At 62.4% G+C, this 25,247-nt stretch carries 28 protein-coding genes; 4 read left to right on the top strand and 24 right to left on the bottom strand.

Annotated features, from left to right (window positions below; genetic code table 11):
• Positions 1 to 5: 5 nt before the first annotated feature.
• From P0Y58_10190 to ccmA, 17 genes are all read right to left on the bottom strand, one after another.
• On the bottom strand, positions 6 to 668 hold the full coding sequence (locus P0Y58_10190; GenBank protein WEK32535.1) for a histidine phosphatase family protein: 663 nt from the start codon (positions 666 to 668) through the stop codon (positions 6 to 8).
• Positions 669 to 902: 234 nt separating this feature from the next.
• Positions 903 to 1,409: a hypothetical protein gene (locus P0Y58_10185; protein WEK32534.1), complete on the bottom strand. Its 507-nt coding sequence runs from the start codon at positions 1,407 to 1,409 to the stop codon at positions 903 to 905.
• Positions 1,410 to 1,416: 7 nt separating this feature from the next.
• The gene (locus P0Y58_10180) at positions 1,417 to 1,599 is read right to left on the bottom strand and encodes a hypothetical protein (GenBank protein ID WEK32533.1); all 183 of its coding nucleotides are present in this window, start codon (positions 1,597 to 1,599) and stop codon (positions 1,417 to 1,419) included.
• A 99-nt stretch (positions 1,600 to 1,698) separates the two neighbouring features.
• Positions 1,699 to 2,037, bottom strand: a complete 339-nt coding sequence (locus P0Y58_10175) for an FKBP-type peptidyl-prolyl cis-trans isomerase (protein ID WEK32532.1) — start codon at positions 2,035 to 2,037, stop codon at positions 1,699 to 1,701.
• Between the two features lie 95 nt (positions 2,038 to 2,132).
• On the bottom strand, positions 2,133 to 2,540 hold the full coding sequence (locus P0Y58_10170) for a GFA family protein (GenBank protein WEK32531.1): 408 nt from the start codon (positions 2,538 to 2,540) through the stop codon (positions 2,133 to 2,135).
• A 70-nt stretch (positions 2,541 to 2,610) separates the two neighbouring features.
• A complete protein-coding gene (locus tag P0Y58_10165) occupies positions 2,611 to 3,399 on the bottom strand; it encodes a PhzF family phenazine biosynthesis protein (protein ID WEK32530.1) in 789 nt (262 codons plus the stop codon).
• Positions 3,400 to 3,450: 51 nt separating this feature from the next.
• Complete coding sequence (locus tag P0Y58_10160) at positions 3,451 to 4,389, bottom strand: 2-hydroxyacid dehydrogenase (GenBank protein ID WEK32529.1); 939 nt, start codon at positions 4,387 to 4,389, stop codon at positions 3,451 to 3,453.
• 212 nt (positions 4,390 to 4,601) lie between these two features.
• Positions 4,602 to 5,018, bottom strand: a complete 417-nt coding sequence (locus P0Y58_10155) for a hypothetical protein (protein WEK32528.1) — start codon at positions 5,016 to 5,018, stop codon at positions 4,602 to 4,604.
• 12 nt (positions 5,019 to 5,030) lie between these two features.
• Positions 5,031 to 6,227, bottom strand: a complete 1,197-nt coding sequence (gene ccmI / locus P0Y58_10150) for a c-type cytochrome biogenesis protein CcmI (protein ID WEK32527.1) — start codon at positions 6,225 to 6,227, stop codon at positions 5,031 to 5,033.
• Positions 6,220 to 6,696 (bottom strand): cytochrome c-type biogenesis protein CcmH, encoded by a 477-nt coding sequence (locus P0Y58_10145; GenBank protein ID WEK32526.1) that lies wholly within the window; start codon positions 6,694 to 6,696, stop codon positions 6,220 to 6,222. The genes ccmI and P0Y58_10145 overlap by 8 nt, the downstream gene beginning before the upstream one ends.
• A complete protein-coding gene (locus tag P0Y58_10140) occupies positions 6,693 to 7,229 on the bottom strand; it encodes a DsbE family thiol:disulfide interchange protein (protein ID WEK32525.1) in 537 nt (178 codons plus the stop codon). Before P0Y58_10140 ends, P0Y58_10145 begins: the two co-directional genes overlap by 4 nt.
• Positions 7,226 to 9,214: a heme lyase CcmF/NrfE family subunit gene (locus tag P0Y58_10135; GenBank protein ID WEK32524.1), complete on the bottom strand. Its 1,989-nt coding sequence runs from the start codon at positions 9,212 to 9,214 to the stop codon at positions 7,226 to 7,228. The genes P0Y58_10140 and P0Y58_10135 overlap by 4 nt, the downstream gene beginning before the upstream one ends.
• Positions 9,211 to 9,666, bottom strand: a complete 456-nt coding sequence (gene ccmE / locus P0Y58_10130) for a cytochrome c maturation protein CcmE (GenBank protein ID WEK32523.1) — start codon at positions 9,664 to 9,666, stop codon at positions 9,211 to 9,213. The genes P0Y58_10135 and ccmE overlap by 4 nt, the downstream gene beginning before the upstream one ends.
• Entirely contained in the window at positions 9,663 to 9,839 is a 177-nt protein-coding gene (ccmD, locus tag P0Y58_10125; GenBank protein WEK32522.1) for a heme exporter protein CcmD, read from the bottom strand. The genes ccmE and ccmD overlap by 4 nt, the downstream gene beginning before the upstream one ends.
• Entirely contained in the window at positions 9,836 to 10,603 is a 768-nt protein-coding gene (locus P0Y58_10120; GenBank protein ID WEK32521.1) for a heme ABC transporter permease, read from the bottom strand. The genes ccmD and P0Y58_10120 overlap by 4 nt, the downstream gene beginning before the upstream one ends.
• Before the next feature lie 46 nt (positions 10,604 to 10,649).
• A complete protein-coding gene (gene ccmB, locus P0Y58_10115; protein ID WEK32520.1) occupies positions 10,650 to 11,318 on the bottom strand; it encodes a heme exporter protein CcmB in 669 nt (222 codons plus the stop codon).
• Positions 11,315 to 11,947, bottom strand: coding sequence for a cytochrome c biogenesis heme-transporting ATPase CcmA (gene ccmA, locus P0Y58_10110; GenBank protein WEK32519.1), 633 nt, complete (start codon positions 11,945 to 11,947; stop codon positions 11,315 to 11,317). The genes ccmB and ccmA overlap by 4 nt, the downstream gene beginning before the upstream one ends.
• A gap of 266 nt (positions 11,948 to 12,213) precedes the next feature.
• Here ccmA and P0Y58_10105 point away from each other — a divergent pair, with 266 nt between their 5' ends.
• From P0Y58_10105 to P0Y58_10090, 4 genes are all read left to right on the top strand, one after another.
• On the top strand, positions 12,214 to 13,770 hold the full coding sequence (locus tag P0Y58_10105; protein WEK32518.1) for a flagellar hook-length control protein FliK: 1,557 nt from the start codon (positions 12,214 to 12,216) through the stop codon (positions 13,768 to 13,770).
• On the top strand, positions 13,767 to 14,111 hold the full coding sequence (locus P0Y58_10100) for an EscU/YscU/HrcU family type III secretion system export apparatus switch protein (protein WEK32517.1): 345 nt from the start codon (positions 13,767 to 13,769) through the stop codon (positions 14,109 to 14,111). The genes P0Y58_10105 and P0Y58_10100 overlap by 4 nt, the downstream gene beginning before the upstream one ends.
• A gap of 61 nt (positions 14,112 to 14,172) precedes the next feature.
• The gene (locus P0Y58_10095; protein WEK32516.1) at positions 14,173 to 16,884 is read left to right on the top strand and encodes a glycosyltransferase; all 2,712 of its coding nucleotides are present in this window, start codon (positions 14,173 to 14,175) and stop codon (positions 16,882 to 16,884) included.
• A gap of 530 nt (positions 16,885 to 17,414) precedes the next feature.
• Positions 17,415 to 19,658: a glycosyltransferase gene (locus tag P0Y58_10090; GenBank protein ID WEK32515.1), complete on the top strand. Its 2,244-nt coding sequence runs from the start codon at positions 17,415 to 17,417 to the stop codon at positions 19,656 to 19,658.
• Positions 19,659 to 19,690: 32 nt separating this feature from the next.
• On the opposite strand, the gene P0Y58_10085 is transcribed toward P0Y58_10090, so the two are convergent.
• The 7 genes from P0Y58_10085 to P0Y58_10055 all read right to left on the bottom strand — a co-directional run bounded on the left by P0Y58_10085 (position 19,691) and on the right by P0Y58_10055 (position 25,213).
• A complete protein-coding gene (locus P0Y58_10085) occupies positions 19,691 to 20,086 on the bottom strand; it encodes a DUF2802 domain-containing protein (protein ID WEK32514.1) in 396 nt (131 codons plus the stop codon).
• A 1-nt stretch (position 20,087) separates the two neighbouring features.
• Positions 20,088 to 20,567 carry a chemotaxis protein CheW gene (locus P0Y58_10080; protein WEK32513.1) on the bottom strand — a complete coding sequence of 160 codons (480 nt, stop codon included), beginning with the start codon at positions 20,565 to 20,567 and terminating at the stop codon, positions 20,088 to 20,090.
• A gap of 41 nt (positions 20,568 to 20,608) precedes the next feature.
• A complete protein-coding gene (locus P0Y58_10075) occupies positions 20,609 to 21,502 on the bottom strand; it encodes a chemotaxis protein CheW (GenBank protein ID WEK32512.1) in 894 nt (297 codons plus the stop codon).
• Positions 21,502 to 22,290 carry a ParA family protein gene (locus tag P0Y58_10070; GenBank protein WEK32511.1) on the bottom strand — a complete coding sequence of 263 codons (789 nt, stop codon included), beginning with the start codon at positions 22,288 to 22,290 and terminating at the stop codon, positions 21,502 to 21,504. The genes P0Y58_10075 and P0Y58_10070 overlap by 1 nt, the downstream gene beginning before the upstream one ends.
• 197 nt (positions 22,291 to 22,487) lie before the next feature.
• Positions 22,488 to 23,345 carry a flagellar motor protein MotD gene (motD, locus tag P0Y58_10065; GenBank protein WEK32510.1) on the bottom strand — a complete coding sequence of 286 codons (858 nt, stop codon included), beginning with the start codon at positions 23,343 to 23,345 and terminating at the stop codon, positions 22,488 to 22,490.
• Between the two features lie 3 nt (positions 23,346 to 23,348).
• Positions 23,349 to 24,089 carry a flagellar motor protein gene (locus P0Y58_10060; GenBank protein WEK32509.1) on the bottom strand — a complete coding sequence of 247 codons (741 nt, stop codon included), beginning with the start codon at positions 24,087 to 24,089 and terminating at the stop codon, positions 23,349 to 23,351.
• Complete coding sequence (locus P0Y58_10055; protein ID WEK32508.1) at positions 24,089 to 25,213, bottom strand: chemotaxis response regulator protein-glutamate methylesterase; 1,125 nt, start codon at positions 25,211 to 25,213, stop codon at positions 24,089 to 24,091. The genes P0Y58_10060 and P0Y58_10055 overlap by 1 nt, the downstream gene beginning before the upstream one ends.
• Between the last annotated feature and the right edge of the window lie 34 nt (positions 25,214 to 25,247).

Raw genomic sequence — 25,247 nt, 5'->3', positions numbered from 1 at the left:
AACCCTTATGTCGGGCAGCTATGTGCGCCGCCATTCAGGCCCTGGCGCACGTTGCGGCTGAGCAGGCTGGCCTTGCCGTCATGCCAGGTCAGGGTCAGTACGTAGAGGGTGTCGAAGTCATCGCCGCTCCAGTCCTCGGTGATCACTCGGTCTTCACCCAAAGCCTTGCCGGCCACAGTGTTGATCAGTTCCGGCAGGTAGCCGTGGGACCAGGCAGTGTAGATGGTCGCATTGCGGTATTTGTCGCTGAGCAACTCATCGGCCAGTTCGTCGGTGTCATTGGCGCCGTAGTCGATATTCACTGGCAAGCCGAGGCGTATGGCGCTGGGGGTGATGGTCATCAGCGGGCGGATGTAGCTATAGCTTTCGTCCTTGCTGCCTTCCTCGACATGCCGCGAAGGGTTGGCGGCAAACACATAGTCGGCATTCCCGAAACGCTCCGGCAGCAAGGTTGCCAGGTCCAGTGCGCGGTTGAGGCCCTGGCAGTTCAACTGGCCAAGGCCCTCGCCCGGTTTCTCTGCATGGCGCAGGAACACCAGGGTCTGGGTGCCATCCACCGGTTGAGCCCGGCTTTCGACAGCCTCCAGCGCCAGCGGCACGGCGACGACCGTGAGTGCCAGGCTCAGCAGCAAATGGCGGCGACGGCGGAAGAATGTTGGCAACTTCATCAAGGCAGGCTCGTGTGGCAGAGAAAATCGGGTAGACCCGCCACATCGCCCTCATCAGTCAAAGGGCGCCCTTGTAGTGAATGCCATCCTTGGCAACGAGTGAGGGTCAGAGTGCCCTGAACCCGTTTGGTTCCTTCCTGGAGGTGTATGCCGTTCCCTAGGCAAGGCCTAGGTTAGGGGATGGGTGTTGCTGAATTGTGTCCGTTCGTTCCTTGTCGCTCTCAGGAGTGACCGCTAGGGTGACCCTGCTGCTTCAACCAGAGAGGCTGTGTCGAGAATGGTTACATCGAAGACCTGTTCAATAACCTGCTTTGGGCCTTGATTCAAACTCCACGTGAAGAACACCAGAAAACCCAGCAAGAATACAAAGAGGATTGAGCCCACAAGGCTCTGCACCACACCCAACCAAAACCCTGGCTTGGCTTGCTTGATTTCGCTGCTTGCCTTGTCGGAATAGTACTGCTCAAGTTCCACTGCTTGCGCCGCAATCGAGGCATCTAGAAACCCCTGAGCCAGCTGGCTGGCTTGATTGCGGTAACCTTCGATCTGCGAAGGGCTGTTGCTTACATCGTGGAAATGTTCCAAATCTTCATCTCTCGGCTCTCGATCATGTTTTTCCTTGAAAGCCTGGATGAACTCGATTTTTTGCCTCTTGTACAACGAATAGGCAATGATACCGAGCGTGTCTTGCTCATTCTCCACGAGTACCGAGTAGATGTGGTTGTAACAGCCGTCAGCCATCGGGCTCTCACCCTTTGCGTAAGCGGGAGTAAGCAGCAGCGAATGCTGCCTTCAGTTCCGAGCGCGTTTTTCGGGTGTTGGTAACCACGCTCGTCAGTTCGCGCGGTAATGAAATTTCCATTCGCGCGCCTGATGCCACCAGCAACGCGTTTGCTTCGCGAACCACGCGTGATGAAAAATGCGATTTCATGGTAATGCTACCCTGCTCTCTCATAGAGACTGTAAGGTTAGCCGACCCTTAAAAGCGCCTCAATCAGGCGCCGGCCGACAGCGAGTGTAGTCCTTTTCCTCAATCATCCCGCGTCAGCACTTCCAGCAGTTCGATCTCAAAGGTCAAATCCGAGTTCGGCGGTATCGCCCCTACACTGCGCTCGCCATAGCCCAGCGATGCGGGTACCAGCAGCTTGCGCTTGCCGCCAACACGCATACCCATCAGGCCCTGGTCCCACCCCTTGATCACCCGACCGGTGCCGATCACGCACTGGAACGGCTTGCCGCGTGACCAGGACGAGTCGAACTCGCTGCCGTCGGCGAGCCAGCCGGTGTACTGGGTGGTGATCAGGGCGCCTTTGACGGCGGCTTTTCCTTCACCCTCGACCAGGTCGATGATCTGCAGTTCTTGGCTCACGGGCACACTCCAACGCTGGAAAACAAAGCCGCCCTTTTCTCAGGAATGCACCGGTTTGGCAAGTTCAGCTGGCATTTCATGATGGCGGGCCTGAGTCAACTGTTCTGCTCGAAGACCTCTTGGCCGGTCAGCTCTTTGGTCTGGTTGGCAAAACAGTACCAGGCCGGTTTCTGCTCGACGAAAATCTGCAGGTCGAACTCCCATTCCTGGTCACCGTCCAGCAGGCCTACCGGCACGGCATGGAAGTCGTTGGCCTTCAGCCGGTAATACAAGTGCGTGCCGCACTGGCCGCAAAACCCTCGCTGGGCCCAGTCGGACGAATCGTAGACACTAGGGGCACGTCCTTCGATCACTGGTGGCTGGCTGCAATGCACCACCAGCAACGGGCCGCCGGTCCACTTGCGGCACATGCTGCAATGGCAGGCGCTGATGTGGGTGTTGTCGACGGTGACCGTGAGCGTGGTGGCGCCGCACAGACAGGTGCCTTGTTTTTCCAGGGCCATGGCGGGCTCCTTCAGCAGAAGATGGGCAGGCAAGTATAGAAGAGCGCTTTTGTGGGGGCGGCCCGACCTGTCAGATGTATACAGTGCCGCGCAGGTACAACGCCGCCCGGCCACTGATGATCACCCGGCCGTTACCCGGCACCTCACATTGCAGTTGCCCTTTACGTGCACCACCTTGCTCGCAGCTCAGCACGCTTTTACCCAACCGCTCAGCCCACACCGGCGCCAGCGAGGTGTGTGCCGACCCGGTGACCGGGTCTTCATTCACGCCAACCCGAGGACCGAACCAACGGGTAACAAAATCAAAGCCACGCCCTGCCGCCGTCACGGCAATGCCGCGCACTTCGAAAGCCGACAGCGCAGCAAAGTCTGGCTTCAGGGTGTCGAGCAGCGTTGCATCATCGATCACCACCACATAGTCGTCGCTACGGTACACCGCCTGTGCCCGGCTCAGGCCCAGCGCTTGCAGCAGGCCTGCCGGGGTTTCCACGGTGGCCGGTTGTTTGGCCGGGAAATCCATGGCCAGCAGCCCGTCAGTGCCACGGCTGACGCGCAATTCGCCACTGCGGGTGTTGAAGCGCAGCACCTGCGCCTGCTCACCCAGCTGCTCAAACAGCACATAGGCCGACGCCAGCGTAGCGTGGCCGCACAGGTCGACTTCCACCGTCGGGGTGAACCAGCGCAGGTCGAAGGTTTCGCCGTTGCGCACGAAATAGGCGGTTTCCGACAGGTTGTTTTCTTCGGCGATGCGCTGCAGGACATCGTCCGGCAGCCAGCTTTGCAGCGCGATCACAGCAGCCGGGTTACCACCGAACGGTTCAGCGGAAAAAGCATCGACCTGGAAGAGTTCAAGTTGCATGCACACACTCCTTGTAGCCCGGACGTAGCCGGGTTGATGTCTGGAAAAGGGTTACTGGTGCACCGGGGTCAATACGGGTTCACCGGCAAAGAACGCCTGCAGGTTTTGCAGCACCAAGGCCACGGTATCGCGCGCGGCCTCCGGCGACTGGCCAGCCACATGGGGCGTGAGCACAGTGTTAGCCAAGGCCTTGAGCGCATCAGGCACCTCTGGCTCGTCGTCGAACACGTCCAGCGCGGCGCCGGCCAGTTGGCCTTGTTGCAGGGCTGCCACCAGGGCGTCGGTGTCGACCACGCTGGCTCGGGCGATATTCACCAGATAGCCGTCGCTCCCCAGCGCCTTCAATACCTCAGCATCGACCAGGTGCTGGGTGTGGGCGCCTCCGGGAGTGGCCACAACCAGAATGTCGACGGCAGCGGCCAGGCGCAGCGGGCTGTCGTACCAGGTGTAAGGCACATCTGCGCGCGGCGTGCGGCTGTGATAGCTGACGGGCATGTCGAAGCCCAGGTTGGCACGCTTGGCAATGGCCTGCCCCACCGACCCCAGGCCAAGAATGCCCAGGCGCTTGCCACTCACCGAGGGGCTGATCACCCGGTTCCACTCGCCGCGACGGGTGCTGGCATCAGCACGGGGAATGTCGCGCAGCAGCGCCAGCAACAGGGCCAGGGTATGGTCGGCGACCGCGCTGGCATTGGCACCCGCGCCGTTGGTAACGGTGATGCCGCGAGCTGCGGCGGCACCCAGGTCGACTTGTTCGTAGCCGGCGCCGATCACGCAGATGATCTGCAGGTTGGGCAACGCATCGATTTCGGCGGCAGTCAGGCCCAGCGGGCCGCGCGTGAGCACGGCGTCGATTTCACCGGCGTGGCGCTGGATGGCGTCGACGCGCAATTGCGGTGAGGGGGCGCGGATCAGGTGGTAACCGGCCTGCTCCAGCATGGGCAGGTAATCGTTGACGGTTTCCACCAGTACCAGGACTGTCTTGCGCATGCCACCTCCTTATTATGAAGGGGCATTATGCGGAATGACCGTGCAATACAGTCAATGGGTAATTACGCGATCAACTGTACTGTATCGGTAGCCTGTTCCGGCCCTTTCGCGGGCAAGCCCGCTCCCACAGGTTCACCACAAGTCTTAGGTGCTGTGATTTCCCTGTGGGAGCGGGCGTGCCCGCGAAGGGGCCGGATCAGCAATATCCATTACTACTGCGCAAACGCCCGCCCTAACCCACCCGGCACACCGCTGCTGTCAGTCTCCTGCCACGGCCCAGTAGGGCTCAGCGACCAGCTCCAGCCATTGTCGAACCGGTAATAGGTACGCTGGCGATAAAAGGTGTTGGGCTGCTTCTCCAGTACATACACGCCCAGCTTGGGGTCCCAGTGGCTCGCCCCGCCAGGCGGTGGCGCAAAGCTGGCCGAGGTACGCGGCATCGGCTTGGGAATTGCCGCCGGCTTGCTCGGCTGGGTGGACGGCTGCCCACCCGGCAAGGGCTTGACCACCGGCCCTTGCGGCGGCACCCGCTCTATCGGTGGCTCGGGCTGCTCATACGGCTGCTGCACCGTACACGCAGACAAACCCAGGGCCAGGGTAATCAAGGTCAGGCGGACGGTGCTGTGCATGGCATTGCTCTCTTACTGGTCGGGGCTGTCGATGGTCAGGCGCTGGGTAGCCTGGGTGGCGCTGGGCAGTGGCGCACCCTGGCCAATCCATTCGCCGTGGGTAGGCTGGCCAGCGCGCGATACACGTGCAACCAGTTGGACTTCGGCAAATTGCGACAGTTTCATCTGCGGCATCATTGCGTCAGCATCGGACAACTCCACCTCGATCGGCAACTGCGCCACCGTCACCCGCTTGGCCGCCAACGGCATGGGCGGGCCATTGCTGGCCCGCGCGAAGATGAACACCGTATCCTCCGGTTTGACCTTGTCCTGCAACGCCGCCGCCAGTTCCACCCGCACTTTCAGGCGCGCCGCCACCGGCGCAGTCTCGCCAGACTGCGCTGGCGCGCCACCCAGGCGCTCGGCAGCTCGATCGATACCACCTTGCAGGGCCGCACGCGAAGCATCGCCTTCCGGCAACTGCGCCAGCAGGCGCTTCCAGTAATCGATGGCCTCCTGGTAACGCTCACCCTCAAAGGCAGCGATACCGCGCAGGCCCAGGCTTGTGACTTCATTGGGGTCTGCCTTCAGCGCTTCGTCAGTCAGGCCCTGCACCTGCGGGCTCCACTGCTTGTCAGCGGCAAAATACAAGGCTTGCGCCCACTGCCCCAACAGCTCTGGCTGGCGACCGGCCAAGGCTACGGCACGCTCGAAGGTGCGCGCAGCATCGGTCGGGCGCTGTTCGGCCATGTAGGCACGGCCCAGGAAATACATGGCCTCAGCCGACTCAGGCTGGGCCTGGACCACACGCTCGAGGCGCGCGGTCATTTCTTCCATCGACTTGGGCGCCTCGGCAAACTCCTGGGTCAGCTGCACCTTGTCGGCTGCACCAAAATGCAGGTAAAGCCCCAGCCCCATCAGCGGCACCAGCACCGCCGCCAACAGCGGCAAGGCCTTGCCCAGATGGCCCTCGCGCGGGGCGTCAGCGCCTTCGGTATCGGCCAGCAGCTCGCGGGCAGCTTCGTCACGGCCTTTGGTCAACTGCGCCTCATCGAGCACACCGGCAGCCTGCTGGGCAGCCAGTTCGGCAACGCGCTCCTGGTACAGGGCCACGTTCAGGGCGGTGCGGTCTTCTTCCTGCTGGCGACGACGGCCACGCAGGATCGGGATCAGCAAAAAGCTGAGGGCGGCGAGCAACAGAAGGCCCGCGCTAAGCCAGAATTCAATCATGGTTCTGTTCTTTTTCCAGCAGTTTGGCGAGACGCTCGCGTTCTTCGGCAGACAACTCGTTGGCGCCTTGTACGGCCGTGCCACGGCGCCGGCGCACAATCACCGCCAACACCACGAAACCACCGGCCAGCAGAATCCCCGGGCCGAACCACAACAGCCAGGTGCGCCCGCTGAGCGCTGGTTTGTAGCGCACAAAGTCGCCATAGCGGTCGACCATGAAATCGACGATCTGCTCGTTGTTCTTGCCCTCACCCAGCATGCGGAAGATTTCCCGACGCAGGTCGGCGGCAATCGGCGCGTTGGAGTCGGCGATGTCCTGGTTCTGGCACTTGGGGCAGCGCAGCTCCTTGGTCAACTGCTGGTAGCGCTCGCGCTCGGCGTCATCGCGGAACTGGTAAGTATCGATGGCCGCCTTGGCCACACCGGCCAGGCTCATGCCCAGGACGGCAGCTGCCAGCCAGCGCTTCATGGCTTGGCCTCATCGACCAGGCCCTGGTACAGCGGCGCCAGCTGCTCACGCCAGACGGTGGCATCGACAATGCCCACGTGCTTGTAGCGGATGATGCCCTTGGCATCGATCAGGAAAGTTTCCGGCGCGCCGTACACCCCAAGGTCCAGGCCCAGGTTGCCCTGCTCGTCACGGATGTCCAGCTGGTAGGGGTTGTGGAAGTCGGCCAGCCACTTCTGCGCTGCAGCGTTGTCGTCCTTGTAGTTGACCCCGTGTATCACCACCCCTTGCTGGGCCAGCTGGTTCAGGTACGGGTGTTCGACCTTGCACGAGGGGCACCAGGTGGCCCATACGTTGACCAACGCCGGGCGGCCGTGCAAATCGGCCTGGGTCAGGGTGCGGTCGCCCTGGGTCGAGGCCAGGGAAAACGCCGGGAACGGCTTGCCAATCATTGCCGAGGGCAGCTCGTCAGGCTTGAGGAACAGCCCTTTGTAGAGGAACACCGCCACCAGCAGGAACACTGCCAGGGGGACTACCATGATCCAACGCTTCATGCAGCTGCTCCAGACACGCCCAAGGCATCACGCACCCGGGTCTTGACCTTGACGCGGTAGCGCCGGTCCAGCGCCGCCAGCAAGCCGCCAAGGCCGGTCAGCAGCCCCCCCAGCCAGATCCAGCGGACGTAAGGTTTGATATGCACACGCACCGCCCAGGCGCCGTTCTCCAGCGGCTCGCCAAGGGCGACGTACAGGTCGCGGGTAAAGCCGGCGTCGATGCCGGCTTCGGTCATCATCGACTGCTGCACGGTGTACAGGCGCTTTTCAGGGTGCAAGGTAGTCACTTCACGCCCATCGCGGCTGACCACGACGGTACCCTTGTCGGAGATGAAGTTCGGCCCTTCAAAGTGCTTGGCGCCCTGGAACAGGAAGTGATATCCCCCCAGCTCAACGCTTTCGCCCGGGGCCATGCGCAGGTCGCGCTCGGCGCTGTTGTTGCTCGACAGCACCACGCCCAGCGCGCACACCGCCAGGCCCAGGTGGGCCAGCTGCATGCCCCAATAGCTGCGGCCAAGGCCCGGCAGGCCCCTCAGCAGGCCCTTGTGACGGGTTTTGTCGAGGATGTCGCGCAACCCGCCAAGTACCACCCAGGCAGCCAGGGCGAAGGCGGTGAGGGTCGGCCAGTCGAAGTCGTCGACAATGAAGCCGGCAACCGGGGCAAGGATGGCGCTGCCGATCAGTACCGGGGTCATCATGCTGACCAGCCATTTGCCTGGAGTGTCCTTCCAGCGCACTACCACGCCAAAGCTCATTACCACCATCAGCAGCGCCATCAGCGGCAGGAACAACGCGTCGAAGTACGGCGGGCCGACCGACAACTTGGCCCCGGTCAGTGCGTCAAGCACCAGCGGGTACAGGGTGCCGAGCAGAATCATCGAGGCCGCCACCACCAGCACGAGGTTGTTGGCCAGCAGCAGCGTTTCGCGCGACCACAGGGCGAAGCCGACCTGGCTCTTGACCACCGGTGCGCGCAGGGCGAACAGGGTGAGCGAACCACCGACCACGAACAACAGGAAGAACAGGATGAAAATGCCCCGCGACGGGTCGGCGGCAAACGCATGCACCGAGGTCAACACGCCGGAACGTACCAGGAAAGTACCCAGCAGGCTCAACGAGAACGCGGCAATTGCCAGCAGCACGGTCCAGCTCTTGAACACCCCACGCTTTTCGGTCACCGCCAGCGAGTGGATCAACGCCGTACCCACCAACCAAGGCATGAACGAGGCGTTTTCCACCGGGTCCCAGAACCACCAGCCGCCCCAGCCCAGCTCATAGTAGGCCCACCACGAACCCAGGGTGATGCCCACGCCAAGGAAGGCCCAGGCAACAATGGTCCACGGCCGCGACCAGCGCGCCCAGGCGGCGTCCAGGCGACCGCCAAGCAAGGCCGCGATGGCGAAGGCGAAGGCCACCGAGAATCCCACGTAGCCCATGTACAGCATCGGCGGGTGCACGATCAGGCCAAAGTCCTGCAGCAACGGGTTGAGGTCGCGCCCGTCGGTCGGCACCTGCGGCAGCAGGCGCTGGAACGGGTTGGAGGTAATGATCAGGAAGCTCAAAAAGCCCACGCTGATCATGCCCATCACCGCCAGCACGCGGGCCAGCATCACTTGCGGCAACTGGCGCGAGAACACCGACACGGCAAAGGTCCAGCCGCCGAGGATCAGCGCCCAAAGCAACAACGAGCCCTCGTGGGCGCCCCACACGGCACTGAACTTGTAGTACCAGGGCAATGCGCTGTTGGAGTTGCTGGCCACATAAGCGACCGAGAAGTTGTCGGTCATGAAGGCATGGGTCAGGCAGGCAAAGGCGAACGCCAGGAAGGCGAACTGCCCCCACGCCGCCGGCCGCGCCAGGCTCATCCACAGGCTGTCGCCACGCCAGGCGCCAAGCAGCGGCACACTGGCCTGCACGACGGCAAAGCAGATGGCCAGGATCATTGCCAACTGGCCCAGTTCAGGGATTACCAGTGCTGCGTTCATGGCTTGGCCTCCCCGCCCGCAGCGGCCTGGCCGCTTTCCCTCAGGGCTTTGGTGACTTCGGGCGGCATGTACTTCTCGTCGTGCTTGGCCAGCACTTCATCGGCCACCACTACGCCTTCGGCATTGACTTTGCCCAGGGCGACAATGCCCTGCCCCTCGCGGAACAGGTCCGGCAAGATGCCGCGGTAGGTGATTGCCACCGATTTGTTGAAATCGGTGACCACAAAGCGCACGTCCAGCGAGTCGGAAGAGCGCTGCACCGAGCCCTTCTCGACCATGCCGCCCGCGCGGATGCGGGTTTCCAGCGGCGCTTCGCCGTTGGCGATCTGGGTCGGGGTGTAGAACAGGTTGATGTTCTGCTGCAATGCGCTCAAGGCAAAGCCGACGGCAACACCGACGCCGACCAGGAGGCCGACGATGAGCAACAGGCGTTTCTTGCGCTGCGGATTCACTGGTTGTTCTCCCGGCGCAAACGGCGCGCCTCTTCTTGCAAGTAGCGACGGCGGGCCAGCAGCGGCACGGCGACATTCAGCGCCAGCACCGCCAGGCAGATGCCATAGGCAGACCACACATACAGGCCATGGTGGCCCATGGCGAGAAAGTCACCGAAGGTGGCAAAGCTCATTGTGCGGCCCTCCGCCCCAGGCTGTTCAACACTTCGTCCTTGACCCAACTGGCGCGTGCCTCGCGCTTGAGCACTTCAAGGCGCATGCGCAACAACAGCACAGCGCCGAAGAAGCAGTAGAAACCCAGCGCCGTGCACAGCAGCGGCAGCCACATTTCAGCGGGCATCGCCGGCTTTTCGGTAAGGGTGAAGGTGGCGCCCTGGTGCAGTGTGTTCCACCACTCGACCGAATACTTGATGATCGGGATGTTCACCACGCCAACAATCGCCAGCACTGCGCAGGCCTTGCCCGCACTGTCACGATTACTGATCGCCTGGCCCAGCGCAATGATGCCGAAGTACAGGAACAGCAGAATAAGCATGGACGTAAGGCGGGCATCCCAGACCCACCAGCTGCCCCAGGTCGGCTTGCCCCAGATGGCGCCAGTGACCAGCGCCACGGCGGTCATCCACGCGCCGATGGGTGCGGCGCATTGCAGGGCAACATCGGCCAGTTTCATCTTCCACACCAGCCCCACCACTCCGGCCACCGCCAGCAGCACATAGCAGGACTGCGCCAGCATCGCCGCCGGTACGTGGATGTAGATGATGCGGAAGCTATTACCTTGCTGGTAGTCCTGAGGGGCGAAGGCCAGCCCCCAGGTGATGCCGACCAGCAGCAGAAGCACGGCGGCGCCTGCCAGCCACGGCAGCATGCGGCCGCTGATGGCATAGAACCATTTCGGGGAGCCCAGCTTGTGGAACCACGTCCAGCTTATTTTCATCAGGGTGCATCCAGGGTATTTGCCGGGCTTGAGAGCCCAGGACTCGTTATTCGCCGACGCTGATCTTCAGGCCGGCCGCTATCGCAAAAGGTGCCAGGGTAACGGCCAGGGCCGTGAGGCTGGCAAGCCAGAGCAGGTAGCCGGTTGCGGGCATATTTTGCAACGCCGCTTGCAACGCACCACTGCCCAGGATCAATACAGGGATATACAACGGCAGAATCAGCAACGCCAGTAACAAACCACCGCGCTTCAGACCGACCGTCAGTGCCGCACCCACCGCACCCAACAAGCTCAATACCGGCGTACCCAAAAGCAGCGAGCCAAGCAGCACCGGCAGACAATGGCTCGGCAGGCCCAGCATCAACGCCAGCAGCGGCGCCAACAATACCAGCGCCAACCCGGAAAAGATCCAGTGCGCCAGCACCTTGGCCAGCACCAGTAGCGCCAGCGGGTGCGGCGACAGCACCCACTGCTCCAGCGAGCCGTCCTCGAAATCGCTGCGGAACAGGCCGTCCAGCGACAGTAATACCGCCAGCAACGCCGCGACCCAGACCAAACCTGGCGACAAGGTTTGCAACAATTGGCTTTCCGGGCCGACTGCCAGCGGGAACAACGCCACGACGATGGCGAAAAACACCAACGGGTTGGCCAGCTCGGCCGGGCGACGAAACAGCAGGCGCGCTTCGCGGCGCACCAACAGGATGAATACGCTCATGCCGCCCATTGCCCCAGGTTCAGTTCACGGTAACCGGAGGGCTTGCAGTCCAGCGTGTGGTGGGTAGTCAGCACCACGGTGCCACCCTGCTCGCAGTGGGCCGCCAGATGCGCTTCAAGCTGCGCCACGCCTTGCTTGTCCAGGGCGGTGAACGGTTCGTCAAGAATCCACAACGGCGGGCAGGCCAGGTGCAGCCGGGCCAGAGCCACACGGCGCTGCTGGCCTGCGGACAGCGTATGGCAGGGCACATCCTCGAAACCGCGCAGGCCTACGGCTGCCAGCGCCGCCCAGATCGCGTCGCGGCTGGCGGGTTGGTGCAGGGCACACAGCCAGGTGAGGTTCTCCTCAGCGGTGAGCAGGTCCTTGATGCCAGCGGCATGGCCAATCCACAACAGGATGCTGGCCAAGGCATGCCGCTGCTCGGCCAGCAGCTTGCCACCGAGCAGGATCTGCCCGTCGGTGGGTTGCATCAACCCGGCCAACAGGCGCAGCAGGCTGGTCTTGCCGCTGCCGTTGGGGCCGCTGATCTGCAGCATGTCGCCGGCGCCCAGCTCAAAATCGAGCTGTTCGAACAGCAGGCGCCAGTCGCGCTCGCAGGCCAGGCCTACGGCTTGGAGGTGAAGGGTCACGGTCTCGCCTTATCTTTGTAGGGCTTCAGGTCGGTGTTGCCTGCTTCGCGGGCTCGCCCGCTCCCACACGATTCTGCGCAGCTTTCGAGCCTTGCGCCGTACCTGTGGGAGCGGGCAAGCCCGCGAAGCAGGCAACACCGATCTCAAGCCCTTGTGTCTCAAGTCGCCCCGCACGCTGCCGTTATACTGGCAACGACGGGCGGTCGGCATTATTACACGCGCCACCGCGCTGCCAAGAGGGCGGGCTCCACAGGTTGTATACAATCATGACTGAAATCAATAGTCTCGGCGCACAAACCGCGATCAACAGCCAAGCCTTGAAGGCGGGCATGACCGGCGAACTGCTGCGCCTGATACAAGCACAGCCCGGTTTGCTGGCCCCCGGCGAGACCGCGCAGGTCGAAGTCATGTCGTTACGCCAGACGGGACAGAACTTTCAACTGGTGCTGCGGTTGATGCAGGCCAACGGCGTACAGACCCAGCTGCAGGCCAGCGCCAACCAGCCACTGCTCCCGGGTAGCCAGGTCACCGTCAGCCAGACCGAAAGCAACCGCCTGGCGATCATGCTGCAGCAGGTCAGCGCCAGCCAAGTCGCTACCCTCACCCGCCTGGACACCAGCAAGGTGCCGGTCGGGACCTTGCTGCAGGGCAAGGTCCTGACCAACCAGGCGCTGCTCCAGGCACCGGGCCAACCGGCTGTCTACCGGGCGCTGGTCAGCTTGATCAACAGCACCCAGGCCGGCGCTACCCTGAGCATCGACAGCCCACGCCCATTGGCCATCGGTAGCCTGCTCAGTGCGCTGGTACAGGGCGACCAGTCGTTGCGCTTCGTGCCGCTCAGTGGTCGACAGGACCAGCTGAACATTGCCCAGCAGCTGCTGACCCAGCAAAACCGCCAGGCCTCGCTGCCCGGGCTGCTCAACGCACTGCAACAGCTCACCCGCGACCCGGGCGTCGAGGGTGAACTGCGGGCCAGCGCCGAACGCCTGCTGGCCGGGCTGCCAGACGCACGGCAACTGGGCGATGCCAAGGGCGTGGCCCAGGCGCTGAACAACAGCGGGGCCTTCCTCGAAGCCAAGCTGCTAGGCGGATTCCCTGCCGGCGTCGCCACCGACCTCAAGGCGCACCTGCTGCGGTTGGTGGCCCAACCCCCGCCCAGCACGACCGGTGCCCCCAACCTGGCCCCCGCCAGCCTGGCCGTGACCATGCCGGCGCTGGCCCGCAGCGCCTTGGGCATGCTCGAACGGGTCAGCCCCAAGCCGCAGCCGGGGGCATTCCCGCTGCCCTCGCGCCTGCTCAAGGAAATCGAAGACGAAGGCGACCTGCAACAACTGCTGCGCCTGGCCGCCGCAGCCGTTTCACGCCTGCAGAGCCACGCCATGAGCAGCCTGCAGCAAACCGGCACGCTGGAAAACGGCAACCTGCAGACCACCTGGCAAACCGAGGTACCGGTCCGCCATGGTCAGGATTTCATCCCGCTGCAGGTCAAGCTGCAACGCGAAGAAACCCCACAACAGCAAGCCGACCGTCAACATGAAGCACAAGACCCACTGCAAGCCCTGTGGCGCATCGAGCTGGCCTTCGACCTGTCGCCGCTCGGCCCCATGCAGGTACAGGCGCAATTGAGCCAGGGCCGCCTGAGTGGGCAGCTGTGGGCCGAGCGTGAGCAAACTGCGCGGCTGATCGACACCCAGCTCGGCGCCCTGCGCGAACGCCTGCTGGCCCGCGGCCTGGATGTCGGTGACCTGGAATGCCATCCCGGTACGCCACCACAAGGCCCGCGCACCCGTGTAGAGCAACGCTGGGTGGATGAAAACGCATGAGTCAACAGCACACACGTCAGGCCATTGCCCTGAGCTACGACGGCCAACAGGCCCCTACCCTCAGCGCCAAGGGTGACGATGCGCTGGCCGAGGCCATCCTGGCCCTGGCCCGTGAGCACGAGATACCGATCTACGAGAACGCTGAACTGGTACGCCTGCTGGCACGCCTGGAGTTGGGCGAGCAGATCCCCGAAGCACTGTACCTGACCATTGCCGAAATCATTGCGTTTGCCTGGCAACTGCGTGGCAAAGTGCCTCCGGGCTTCGACGAGTCCCCTTTGCAGCCGCGCGACATCACACCTTCGCCGGCGGGCTTGCCTCCCCCTGGCAGTACTATGTAACACCACGCAAAACCTGCGCCCCTCAACCTGCAGCCCTCCATGCACCGAGGGCTAGCTGACCATGAACCACATTCCGCTCGAAAACCTGCCGCTGGTGCGCCAGGTTCTGCAAGACTTACCCCGCCCTGACCAACTGGCCCGGCAAAAATTGTCGAACTGGTTGCAACAGCAGCTCCTGCAAGACGACCCGCTGGAAATCGATGTCGTTACCTTCCACTACCGGGTCATGCCCGCAACCGAAAGCACCGGCCCCGCCCATGAGGTGGCGGTGATCGCTCAGAAAATGAACCTGGTCGAGGCTTTGCTGAATAACTGGCAAGGCGAAAGCGCTGCGGGTTACGACGGCTTTCACTATGGGGACTGGGCGGGTATCGCCCCCAAGGGCAACCTCACCTTGGTCAAACATCTGGAGCCCTTGAGCGTCCTGTCCAACGCTGAGCCGTACATGGTCTTCAACGGTCTTTACCGACGCAGCCAACCGCCTCGCTATGCGCCGGACAACCGCCTGCCGGTTCGTGCAGAAGATTTTCAGATTTATATCTGGAGCCTGCATTTTCACCAAGGCTTCAAGGCAAGCCTTGATGGCTACTGGGCCAAACGCCAGCCGATCTACCAGCAAGCTCTGCGCATTGCCTTCATCGCCGCCTGCAATCAGCAACTGTTGCAGGGCAGCCTTTCCGAGCAGGCCCGCCGGCTCGCCTGGCGGGCGGCAGGCCTGCTGCCATTGGGCAATACCGAGCTGTCGATGCTCAATGTCTATGGTTACACGTCGACCAGTATCTTGCAGATCAGCGAGGGCACCCAAGGCCGCGTGCTGCTTTACATCCCAGGCAATACCGCGCCGTTTCACGAGTTCGACGGTGCTGCAAGTATGAAGCGATGGTTCGCCACGCAATGTCAGACGCCAGAAAAACGCAGCCAGCTGCTTGACCATTTCGCCCGTGCAGACTGGCCAGACGGCCTGGACTTCAGCGGCCTGGAGACAGCCCTGCAAGGCTTGGGCAAGTATCCAGAGGCACACCGCTTCGGTAGCAATCACCCAGGCTTCGCCACCAGTGGCTTTTGGGACCCCCAGGCCTATATCAACTACCGCCCCGAACGCTACTGCTCACCCATCACCGGTGAGCTGTTCGAATACCTGAGCTTGCGCCAGAAACAGCGCACCTATGCCGACGCCGAAAGCCAGATCATCAGCAACCACGACATCGACAAGACCCGCTGGAAATCATACTTGAGCGTGGTCACTGTCATCCTTGCGCCGTTGGTGATGGTATTTCCCCAACTCTCACCACTGTTGGTGGCCGGCGGCCTGGCGCAATTTAGCCTGGGGCTGGATCAGGCAATCAATGGCAAAAGCCTGGAAGCGAAGAGCCAGGGCGTCGGTGAGCAAACATTCGGCCTGCTCAATGCCGTGATACCGCTGGGCAGCCACCTTGCCCTCCCAGGCGGGATCTACCGCTATGTCAGGTCTGGATTTTTCACGCCTTCACGCTTGCCTGAAGTGCTGCAGGCACCGTTCGGCGCTGCACCGGTCGCATCGCCGTCCAGTTTGGCAGAGCAAGTGTTTCACGAGCCCCCGGTACTCTCGTCCCCCACCAGCATCGCCGTGTCTACCCACGTGGACGAAAACCTGCAGCACCATTTCGTGGCGCGGTTACAGACCGCACAGGGCACCGTCGATGAACCCGTGGAATACGAGTTCAGCACCAACAGTTTCATACGCAGCCGCGATAACGGCATGCTCAGCCCGCTGCGCTGGCGAGCCGACAATCAAAACAGCAAAGCACTGGCCCAGAGGACCACGCGTGAGGTGGTCACACACTCGCAGCGCATGGCAACCCTGCAAGCGTTGGGGATCGATGTACAGCTGCCGATCGACTATGCCCCCTTCGAGCACCTGCAAACCCGTGCCATTCCCAAGGTGGTCAGCAGTATCTGGCTCGGAGACCAGCCTGTCTTCGGCCCATTTCTCGAGGCGCTGGCGCATAACGCTCGGGTACTGCGCCACAGCAGCTACCGTTTCCAGATCTACCTTTCCCGCGAGCACCGCGCCAGTTACCTGCTGAACCTCGACACCTTGCGCACCCAGGCCGAAGGTGCGCTACTGATACCGCTCGAGGATCAGGACTTCTATCGGGTTTTCGAGCAGTCCCCCTATTTTGCGCAGTACCAGGCCGCACTGAACAGCGACTTCCCCAATCCTGCCTCGGCGTGCGATATCTTGCGCTACCGGTTGCTCCACCACGTGGGTGGTTTGTACCTGGATGCCGATGACCAACTGCTCGTCGCCGGCAGAGGTGAAGCTGCGCCGCCGCTGGCAAGGCTTGAACTCAACACGACAGCCAATGGCCTGTTGCTGGCGCCACCGGTCTCCAATGAGCAATTGGGCATGTTCATCCAGTACAACAACAGCATGATCGGCAGCCACCCAGGCAACCCCACGCTCGATGCCCTTTCCCAGGAAATCATGCGCCGCTTCAGCGTGGTTCCGGACTTCTACACCCGTTACCCGGATGCCTTGCTGCAACCGGCATTATTCAGCCGTTATGCGCGTCGTCTGAGCTTACTGAGCGGCCCGGCCGTGTTCAACGCCGTGATCGATGAGCATCTACCGCTGCTCAAACAGCTACGCGAGTTGTGCAAAATGCTGGCGAGCCCCATCCACGATCTGCATGCAACGCTTGACCTCAGCCGCTTCAGCCAGCTCATGCGCGAACAGGTGCCACTGGATCGGGTCGCACGCATTGGCAGCGCCCACAGCTGGGCAAGCTGACCACGGTTCGGGTAGTAACCCTGTACAACACTCCGAGCGATCTACCCCGCTACTGTGCCACCTCACTTCTCCACACAGGTAGATCCTCATGGCCTCCACGCTTGTGAACAACGCGGGCAAACAATTCGTCCGCAACCACCTGCAGCACATTCCACGGCCTGACCAGCAAGCACTCAACGCCATTGATGAATGGGCCAGGCAGCAAGGTTACGACCTGGACCCTGAGCAGACTGAGGTGGTCACCCTGCACTACCGTGGCAACGAAGCATTCGTTGCCCGACGGCTTTCACTCACTCAGGCCGTACTCTGCGATTGGCAAGGTGAAACCGACAAGAACCTGATCGGTCAGTTGTTCCCTGGGCACTGGGCGGGCACGCTTCCAGATGGCCAACTGACTGTGGTCGAGCACCTGCCTGAGCCGGCCTGGTATGACAACAGCGCCCCCTTTTCGGTATTCAACGGCCTGTTCCGCAGAACCAGTCCAGCCCGCTACGACAGCACCACACACATCCCGTGTGGATGTCGAGGCGATGCAGCAGTTCATCTGGCATCTGGACTTTCACGCCCGCTTCGTTGCCATGCTGGACACTTACTGGGAACAAGCGACGGACTCTCACCGGCAAGCTCAGCAATTAAGCTTCATTGCCGCCTGCAACAAGCAGGTCGAGGAAGGCTCGCTCAGCGAGGCCGGTCGCCAGCTGGCCTGGCAAGCGGCCGGTCTCATGCCAGCATCCGCTGGCCTGCAGATACGGCCCTTGAATCTATATGGCTACGCCGCCACCGACCTGTTTCACATCACTGACACGGCACAGTCACACGTACTGCTCTACCTGCCGGGCAATGCATCGCCCTTGCACGTCTTCGACAGCATGGCGGCCATGCAGGCCTGGTTCGCCGAACAGTGCCGCACACCGGAAAAACGCCTGAGCCTGCGTCAGTATTTCAAACTGGCAGATACCCCTGATGGCCTGGAGTTCAGTGGGCTGGATACCGCGCTGGAAGGGCTTGGTGTGTACCCGGCCTTCCATACGCGCTCACCCGACCGCCCAGGTTTTACGGTCGATGGCCCTTGGTCCCCCAGCGAGTATGTGAACTATCGGGCCGACAAATACAGCCCATTACTCACCGGCGACCTGTTCACCACCCTCACCCAGCGCCAGCGCGAACGCAGCTATGCCGACGCCGATTTCATCATCACCAGCGACGCGCAAGTGACCAAGGCACGCTGGCGCGGCTACCTGGTGACGTCGCTCAACCTGCTGGCACCGCTGGCCCTGGTGGTACCTGAACTGATACCGCTGCTGGCTATTGGCGGCGTAGCGCAGTTTGGCCTGGGGATCGATCAGGCAGTCAACGGCAAGACGCTGGAGGACAAGGCCGAGGGCGTGGGCAACATCGCATTCGGCCTGCTCAATGCCGCCCCCTTGGCCTTGTTGCCAGCGGCCCGCCCGCGCATGTTCTTCCCTGGCAAAAGCGCGCGATTCATCATACCCACGCGCCTGAACGAGCAGTGGGGCTACCCGCTGAGCCCCAACAGCCCTCCCCGGCTCCCTGAAGAGATATTGGCAGACTTCTTCGTGCCTCCAGAGCCACCCGTGGCCGCCGGACGGATACCCAGAGGCACATTGAATCGTGCAACAGGTACCAACGCGCTGTTGGCTCTCAAGGACGGCCACGAAGTCGAAATACTCTACGACACTGAAAACGATGCCTTCATCCTCAAAGAGGATGCCAACGAGGTGCTGCCAGACTATTTCCAGGTAACCGCGGGCACTCGCGACCTGTATGTGGTCAACCCGGCCACGCGGGGGGCCAGCAATGCAATGCGGATGTACACACTGCGTAACCTGGGTGTCGACCTGCAACTGCCAGTCAACGTGCCGTTGGTCGACAGCGCGCAAGTTTCACCGCTGCCGAAGAAAATCCTCAGCATCTGGGTGGGCAATAAAAGCATCCCCGATGAGCTGGTGGAGAACATCGCCATCAATGCCAGACGCCTTCAGGGCACGGGCTTCAGCTATGAGTTCTACCTGTCGAAGTCCAACCCTAAAGCGTTCATGAAAAACCGGGCAAAGCTGACCGCTGCGTCGAACGTTCAGGTTAAAACGCTGGAAGAGCAGCACTTCTACGCAGCCTTCGAGCAAAGCGACTCTTATCATCAGTACCGGCAGGCCTTGGACAGTAACGGGGCGAACTTCGCGTCTGCCTCCGATGTCTTGCGCTACCCACTACTCGATTCGGAAGGCGGCATCTACATGGACGTCGACGACACGCTGCGTAGCTTCGAGGACAACCCCGACAACTTCGCCATGATCAGCTCGGTAGCCTTGAAAACCACGCCCGATGGTCTGGTCCTCGGCAGCCCGGTGAATAACGAACTGCTGGATATGCATTGTGACTACAACAGCAACATGATTGGTAGCCATGCCAACAACCCGACCCTGCGCGCGATTTCTGCAGAAATGGACGCACGCTACCGCAGCAACCTGTCGTTCTACGACATCAGGCCGTTGGCCGGCACCCACGGTTACGAGGCCTACGCCCGGGAAATGAGCAGGATGACCGGGCCAGGGCTGCTGAATGACATGGTTGCCCGGCATCTGCCCAGGCTCCAGTTCCTGCGACAACTGAGCAAGCTGGAGTCCATCCCAGAGACCGTTTATCGCTCCCTCACAGCAGACCTGGTCCTGCCTGTGTCCCAGGCGCGCAACATCGACCAGGCGCTGGGTAGCGTAGTGAATATCGGCAACTACCACTCGTGGGGCAAGCCCTGACCAAAGCCGGGCGACTTGCGTCGCCCGTTTCATCAACCGCTGCGGTGCAGCTTGCTCATCAGCTCAGCCTCGGCCTGGGTCAGGCCGCAGCTTTCGGTCAGTTCGGCAACGCTGGCGCCCATGCCCACCAGCTTGGCGGCCTGGCTGAAGGTGACGTTGCTGGGGTCACGCTGCTCCAGTTGCTGGATCTTGTCAGTCAGCGGCGCCACCGTCACGCTCAGCTCGTGCAGGGCCTCGCCCATGCGCACGGTACCGTTCTGGTAGTCGTCCAGGCGCTTGGCCAGGTCCTTGATGCGCTGGTCACGCAGGGCATCGCCCTCGGCCTGCTGCGCGGCCAGCTCGCGCTGGCGCTTGCTGTAGTTGAGGAAAAACCACAGGCTCAGCGCCCAGACCAGCGCCAGGAAGATGACAGCAACCTGTAGGATCAACTCAGATGTTCTCCAGCTCGGACCACTCTTCCTCGGTCATCATCTTGTCCAGCTCGACCAGGATCAGCAGTTCGCCATTCTTGTTGCACACGCCCTGGATGAACTTGGCCGACTCTTCGTTGCCAACATTCGGTGCTGTCTCGATCTCGGACTGACGCAGGTACACCACCTCGGCCACGCTATCGACCAGGATGCCGACCACTTGCTTGTCGGCTTCAATAATGACGATCCGGGTGTTGTCGGTGACTTCGGTCGGCATCAGGCCAAAACGCTGGCGGGTGTCTATCACCGTCACCACGTTGCCGCGCAGGTTGATGATACCCAGCACGTAGCTTGGCGCACCCGGCACCGGTGCGATCTCGGTGTAGCGCAGCACTTCCTGTACTTGCATCACGTTGATGCCGTAGGACTCGTTGTCCAGACGGAAGGTTACCCACTGCAGGATCGGATCTTCGGAACCTTGTGCAGACGACTTTTTCATTCCCCTACCCTCAAAATCCGCCATTGGCGGTGTGTTCGGTGTCATTTCTGTTTGGCATGCATCTGCTTGACCGCGCCGCTGGCGATCAACTCGGCCAGTGCGGCGACGTCGAGCAGTGCACACATGTGTTCAATCACCGTGCCGGCCAGCCACGGGCGCTGGCCACGCTGGCTACGCCACTTGATCTCGGACGGGTCCAGGCGCAACGAGCGGCTGACCTGGTGCACGGCCAGCCCCCATTCGTAGCCCTGCACGGAAATCACGTAATTCAGGCCTTGACGAAAATCGTCGCGGTAGCGGTCGGGCATGACCCAACGCGCGGTGTCCAGCACCTTGAGGTTGCCGGCCTGGCAGGTCAGGATCCCCAGAAACCAGTCGGGCTGGCCGAACAGCGGCGTCAGTTCCTGACCGGCCAGGTTGTAAATCGAGCCCAGGCACACCAATGGCACCGCCAGGGTCAGGCCGGCGACGTCGAACAACAGGCATTCGAACGGTTCGGCCGCCCACACCGGGCGGCCGTCGACGGTGGCCGGGGGCACCGGCAGGCTGGGCGCCGGCAGGTGCACATCGACCAGTGGTACTGCGGGTTGCACGGTCTGCTCTTCGACCAGCTCCGGAATGACGGCCTCGGCGATCACCTGCTGCTCGACCACCGCCACCACCGGTGCTTCTACCGGCATCACACTGGGCAGCACTGCCAGCCTGGGTTCGGCGAACGGCCGCGGGGCAAGGCTGGCGGGGGCTTCGGCTGGCACCGGTCGGGCCGGCTGGCGGGCATCACGCGCCTGCTCCTCGCGAACCGCCTCGGCGAATTCGTCCGGCGCGGCAGGCGGCTCGAAGATGTCTTCGGCTTCGGTAGCCTCCTGCAGCAGGCCGTCGAGGTACGACTGCAGGGCCATCTGCGGCCGGGTGCTGGTTTGTCGGGTCTGGGTCATCAGGCCACCTGCACTGCAGTCTTGTAGGTCAGCAGGTGCTTGAGCAGCGCCCGGTATGCGATCAGCCCGCGGCTCTTGTTATCGAACTGCGAAGGTGTGACACCCTTGCGGCTGGCGTCGCGCAGGCGCGTGTCGACCGGGATGTAGCCCTGCCACACCTGTTGCCCATAACTGTCGCGCAGCTGCTTGAGCGTGCCCAGCGACGCCTGGGTACGGCGGTCGAACAGGGTTGGCACGATCTGGTACGGCAGCGCTTGCTTGCGTGAGCGGTTGACCATGGCCAAGGTGCCGACCATACGCTCCAGGCCCTTGACCGCAAGGAACTCGGTCTGCACCGGGATCACCAGCTGCTGGCTGGCAGCCAGGGCATTGACCATCAGCACTCCCAGCAAGGGCGGGCTGTCGATCAGGGCAAAGTCGAAATCCTGCCACAGCTGCGCCAGACTCTTGGCGATCACCAGGCCCAGGCCATTCTGCCCGGGCGACTGGCGCTCGAGCACCGCCAATGCGGTGCTCGACGGCAACAGTGAAATACGCTCGTCACTGGTGGGCAGCAGCAACTGCCCGGGCAAACCCTCGGGCACCATCCCCTTGTGCAGGAACAGGTCGTAGCAGCTGTGTTCCAGCGCATCGGGGTTGTGCCCGAAGTAGCTGGTCATCGAACCATGCGGATCGAGGTCGACGACGACCACGCGCTTGCCTGCCTCGGCCAGCAGGCCAGCCAGGGCAATGGTTGTGGTGGTCTTGCCGACGCCACCTTTTTGATTGGCTACTGCCCAGACTCTCATCAAGCAAACTCTATCTATTGATCTGAAAGCTTGCACGGTCCTTGTGGGAGCGGGCATGCCCGCGAACACCGGCGAAGCCGGTGCCATTCACCGCGTCGCTTGCTTCGCGGCGGTTCGACGCCTGGACTCGCCCGCTCCCACAGGAGACGGCGTCACATTCAAAACTGTGCTTGTGTCAGTGCCGGAGAATTGACGAATCACTGCCCCGCCACCGTTGCTGGTGTTGCCGGTGCACTTTGTGTGCCAGCCCTGCGCAATGCGGCATCCGGCGTAGCCTGGGCACTGCCCGTGCCGGTCAGGCTGCGGCGCACTTCAAGGTTACGGGAAATCACAAGCACCACCCGGCGGTTACGCGCGCGACCGTCGGCGGTGTCATTGCCGGCCACCGGCTGGTACTCGCCATAGCCCACCGAGGCCATGCGCGCCGGATTTACCCCTTCCATGGCCAGCAAGCGTACGATGCTCGCCGCCCGTGCCGACGACAGCTCCCAGTTGGTCGGGTACTGTGCAGTGCGGATAGGCAGGTTGTCGGTAAAGCCTTCGACATGCACCGGGTTGGCGAACGGTTTGAGGATGTTCGCCACCTTCTCGATGATGGCAAACGCCTTGTCGCTGGGCATGGCATCGCCACTGCCGAACAGCAGCGACGAGTTCAGCTCGATCTCGATCCACAACTCATTGCCGCGCACGGTCATCTGGTTGCTGTTGATCAGGTCGCCAAAGGCATCGCGCACGTCATCGCTGATGGTTTTCAGCGGGTCGACATTGGTCGCTGACAAGCCCGCCTCTGTCTGTTCGCTGTCTTTGACCAGTGGCTCTGCCGGGCGCACGCTCAACGGTTGCTCGTCGCCGATAGGGATCGGTTTCATGCTGCGATCAGGGTCATTGAACACCCCGATCAACGCCTGGGAAATGACTTTGTACTTGCCCTCGTTGATCGAGGAAATCGAGTACATCACCACAAAAAAGGCGAACAGCAAGGTGATGAAGTCGGCGTACGACACCAGCCAGCGTTCGTGGTTTTCGTGTTCCTCGGTATGGCGACGGCGACGCATGGGTTACTCCATGAAGCCTTGCAGCTTCAACTCGATCGAGCGCGGGTTCTCACCCTCGGCAATCGACAGCAAGCCTTCAAGCAGCATCTCGCGGTAGCGCGACTGGCGCATCACGTTGGCCTTGAGCTTGCTGGCGATCGGCAGCAGGATCAGGTTGGCGCTGGCCACGCCGTAAATGGTGGCGACAAAGGCCACGGCAATGCCGTTGCCCAGCTGCGACGGGTCGGCCAGGTTGCCCATCACGTGGATCAGGCCCATCACAGCACCGATGATGCCGATGGTCGGCGCGTAGCCGCCCATGCTCTCGAACACCTTGGCCGCCTGGATGTCACGGCTTTCCTGGGTCAGAAAGTCGACTTCAAGGATGCTGCGGATGGCTTCTGGCTCGGCGCCGTCCACCAGTAACTGCAGGCCCTTGCGCGCATAGGGGTCGGGTTCGCTGTCGGCGACGCCTTCCAGACCAAGCAGGCCTTCCTTGCGCGCGGTCAGGCTCCAGCTCACCACGCGGTCGATGCCGCCCGCCAGGTCTACCCGCGGCGGGAACAGGATCCAGCGCAGAATCTGCAAGGCGCGCTTGAAGGAGGACAACGGCGACTGCAACAAGGCTGCCGCCAGGGTGCCACCCAGCACAATCAGCGCCGCCGGGCCGTTGACCAGAGCGCCGACATGGCCACCTTCAAGGAAGTTGCCTCCGACAATGGCGACAAAGGCGAGAATCAGGCCGATCAGGCTGAGGACGTCCATCAGACGCAGGCCTCTACCAGGTGCTTGCCGATTTCGTCCAGGCTGTACACCGCGTCGGCCAGGTTGGCCTTGACGATGGCCATGGGCATGCCATAGATCACGCAGCTGGCTTCATCCTGGGCCCACACGGTACTGCCGCCCTGCTTGAGCAGGCGCGCACCTTCACGGCCATCGGCGCCCATGCCGGTGAGCACCACCGACAGCACCTTGTCGCCGTACGACTTCGCTGCCGAGCCAAAGGTGATGTCCACGCACGGCTTGTAGTTCAGGCGTTCGTCACCGGGCAGGATCTTCACCGTACCACGGCCGTCGATCATCATCTGCTTGCCGCCAGGGGCCAGCAGGGCCAAGCCTGGGCGCAACACGTCACCGTCCTCGGCTTCCTTCACGTTGATGCGGCACAGCTTGTCCAGGCGTTCGGCAAAGGCCTTGGTGAACGCCGCCGGCATGTGCTGGATCAGCACAATCGGCGCCGGGAAGTTGGCCGGCAGCTGGGTCAACACCCGCTGCAGGGCGACCGGGCCGCCTGTGGAGGTGCCTATGGCCACCAGCTTGTAGGGCTTGCGCTTGGGGGCTGGCGAGTGTGACGGCGCCGGAGCCGCTGCACGGGCCGGCGCCGCAGGGCGGGCAGGCGCAGGGCTGGTAAAACTGCTGGCGGGTGCAGGGCTGCTGGCAGGCACAGGCGCGGCGACCGGCGCCGGCCTGGCATAGCTGCCAAGGCGACGGTTGCTGCGCGAAATGGTATGCACCTTCTCGCACAGCATCTGTTTGACCTTGTCGGGGTTACGCGAAATGTCCTCGAAGTTTTTCGGCAGGTAATCCACCGCACCGGCATCCAGCGCGTCGAGGGTGACGCGAGCGCCTTCGTGGGTCAGCGAGGAGAACATCAACACCGGCGTCGGGCAACGTTGCATGATGTGCCGCACTGCGGTGATGCCGTCCATCATGGGCATTTCGTAGTCCATGGTGATGACATCGGGCTTGAGCGCCAGCGCCTGGTCGATTGCTTCCTTGCCATTGGTCGCGGTACCCACTACCTGGATCGTCGGATCCGCCGAGAGGATTTCCGAGACGCGGCGGCGGAAGAAACCGGAATCATCCACCACCAGGACCTTGACTGCCATAAACACTCCATTAGGCGGCGCAACCCGCCAGGGT

The sequence above is a fragment of the Candidatus Pseudomonas phytovorans genome (genome assembly GCA_029202525.1).
GTDB classification, from domain to species: Bacteria; Pseudomonadota; Gammaproteobacteria; order Pseudomonadales; family Pseudomonadaceae; genus Aquipseudomonas; species Aquipseudomonas phytovorans.
The sequence above is the reverse complement of the archived record's forward strand: the minus strand, read 5'-3'. Positions and strand labels throughout refer to the sequence as shown.

Coding starts and splice junctions, on each gene's coding strand:
- P0Y58_10190 (WEK32535.1), bottom strand. CDS start 668: ATGAAGTTGCCAACATTCTTCCGCCGTCGCCGCCATTTGCTGCTGAGC.
- P0Y58_10185 (WEK32534.1), bottom strand. CDS start 1,409: ATGGCTGACGGCTGTTACAACCACATCTACTCGGTACTCGTGGAGAAT.
- P0Y58_10180 (WEK32533.1), bottom strand. CDS start 1,599: ATGAAATCGCATTTTTCATCACGCGTGGTTCGCGAAGCAAACGCGTTG.
- P0Y58_10170 (WEK32531.1), bottom strand. CDS start 2,540: ATGGCCCTGGAAAAACAAGGCACCTGTCTGTGCGGCGCCACCACGCTC.
- P0Y58_10165 (WEK32530.1), bottom strand. CDS start 3,399: ATGCAACTTGAACTCTTCCAGGTCGATGCTTTTTCCGCTGAACCGTTC.
- P0Y58_10160 (WEK32529.1), bottom strand. CDS start 4,389: ATGCGCAAGACAGTCCTGGTACTGGTGGAAACCGTCAACGATTACCTG.
- P0Y58_10155 (WEK32528.1), bottom strand. CDS start 5,018: ATGCACAGCACCGTCCGCCTGACCTTGATTACCCTGGCCCTGGGTTTG.
- ccmI (WEK32527.1), bottom strand. CDS start 6,227: ATGATTGAATTCTGGCTTAGCGCGGGCCTTCTGTTGCTCGCCGCCCTC.
- P0Y58_10145 (WEK32526.1), bottom strand. CDS start 6,696: ATGAAGCGCTGGCTGGCAGCTGCCGTCCTGGGCATGAGCCTGGCCGGT.
- P0Y58_10140 (WEK32525.1), bottom strand. CDS start 7,229: ATGAAGCGTTGGATCATGGTAGTCCCCCTGGCAGTGTTCCTGCTGGTG.
- P0Y58_10135 (WEK32524.1), bottom strand. CDS start 9,214: ATGAACGCAGCACTGGTAATCCCTGAACTGGGCCAGTTGGCAATGATC.
- ccmD (WEK32522.1), bottom strand. CDS start 9,839: ATGAGCTTTGCCACCTTCGGTGACTTTCTCGCCATGGGCCACCATGGC.
- P0Y58_10120 (WEK32521.1), bottom strand. CDS start 10,603: ATGAAAATAAGCTGGACGTGGTTCCACAAGCTGGGCTCCCCGAAATGG.
- ccmB (WEK32520.1), bottom strand. CDS start 11,318: ATGAGCGTATTCATCCTGTTGGTGCGCCGCGAAGCGCGCCTGCTGTTT.
- P0Y58_10105 (WEK32518.1), top strand. CDS start 12,214: ATGACTGAAATCAATAGTCTCGGCGCACAAACCGCGATCAACAGCCAA.
- P0Y58_10100 (WEK32517.1), top strand. CDS start 13,767: ATGAGTCAACAGCACACACGTCAGGCCATTGCCCTGAGCTACGACGGC.
- P0Y58_10095 (WEK32516.1), top strand. CDS start 14,173: ATGAACCACATTCCGCTCGAAAACCTGCCGCTGGTGCGCCAGGTTCTG.
- P0Y58_10090 (WEK32515.1), top strand. CDS start 17,415: ATGCAGCAGTTCATCTGGCATCTGGACTTTCACGCCCGCTTCGTTGCC.
- P0Y58_10080 (WEK32513.1), bottom strand. CDS start 20,567: ATGAAAAAGTCGTCTGCACAAGGTTCCGAAGATCCGATCCTGCAGTGG.
- P0Y58_10075 (WEK32512.1), bottom strand. CDS start 21,502: ATGACCCAGACCCGACAAACCAGCACCCGGCCGCAGATGGCCCTGCAG.
- P0Y58_10070 (WEK32511.1), bottom strand. CDS start 22,290: ATGAGAGTCTGGGCAGTAGCCAATCAAAAAGGTGGCGTCGGCAAGACC.
- motD (WEK32510.1), bottom strand. CDS start 23,345: ATGCGTCGCCGTCGCCATACCGAGGAACACGAAAACCACGAACGCTGG.
- P0Y58_10060 (WEK32509.1), bottom strand. CDS start 24,089: ATGGACGTCCTCAGCCTGATCGGCCTGATTCTCGCCTTTGTCGCCATT.
- P0Y58_10055 (WEK32508.1), bottom strand. CDS start 25,213: ATGGCAGTCAAGGTCCTGGTGGTGGATGATTCCGGTTTCTTCCGCCGC.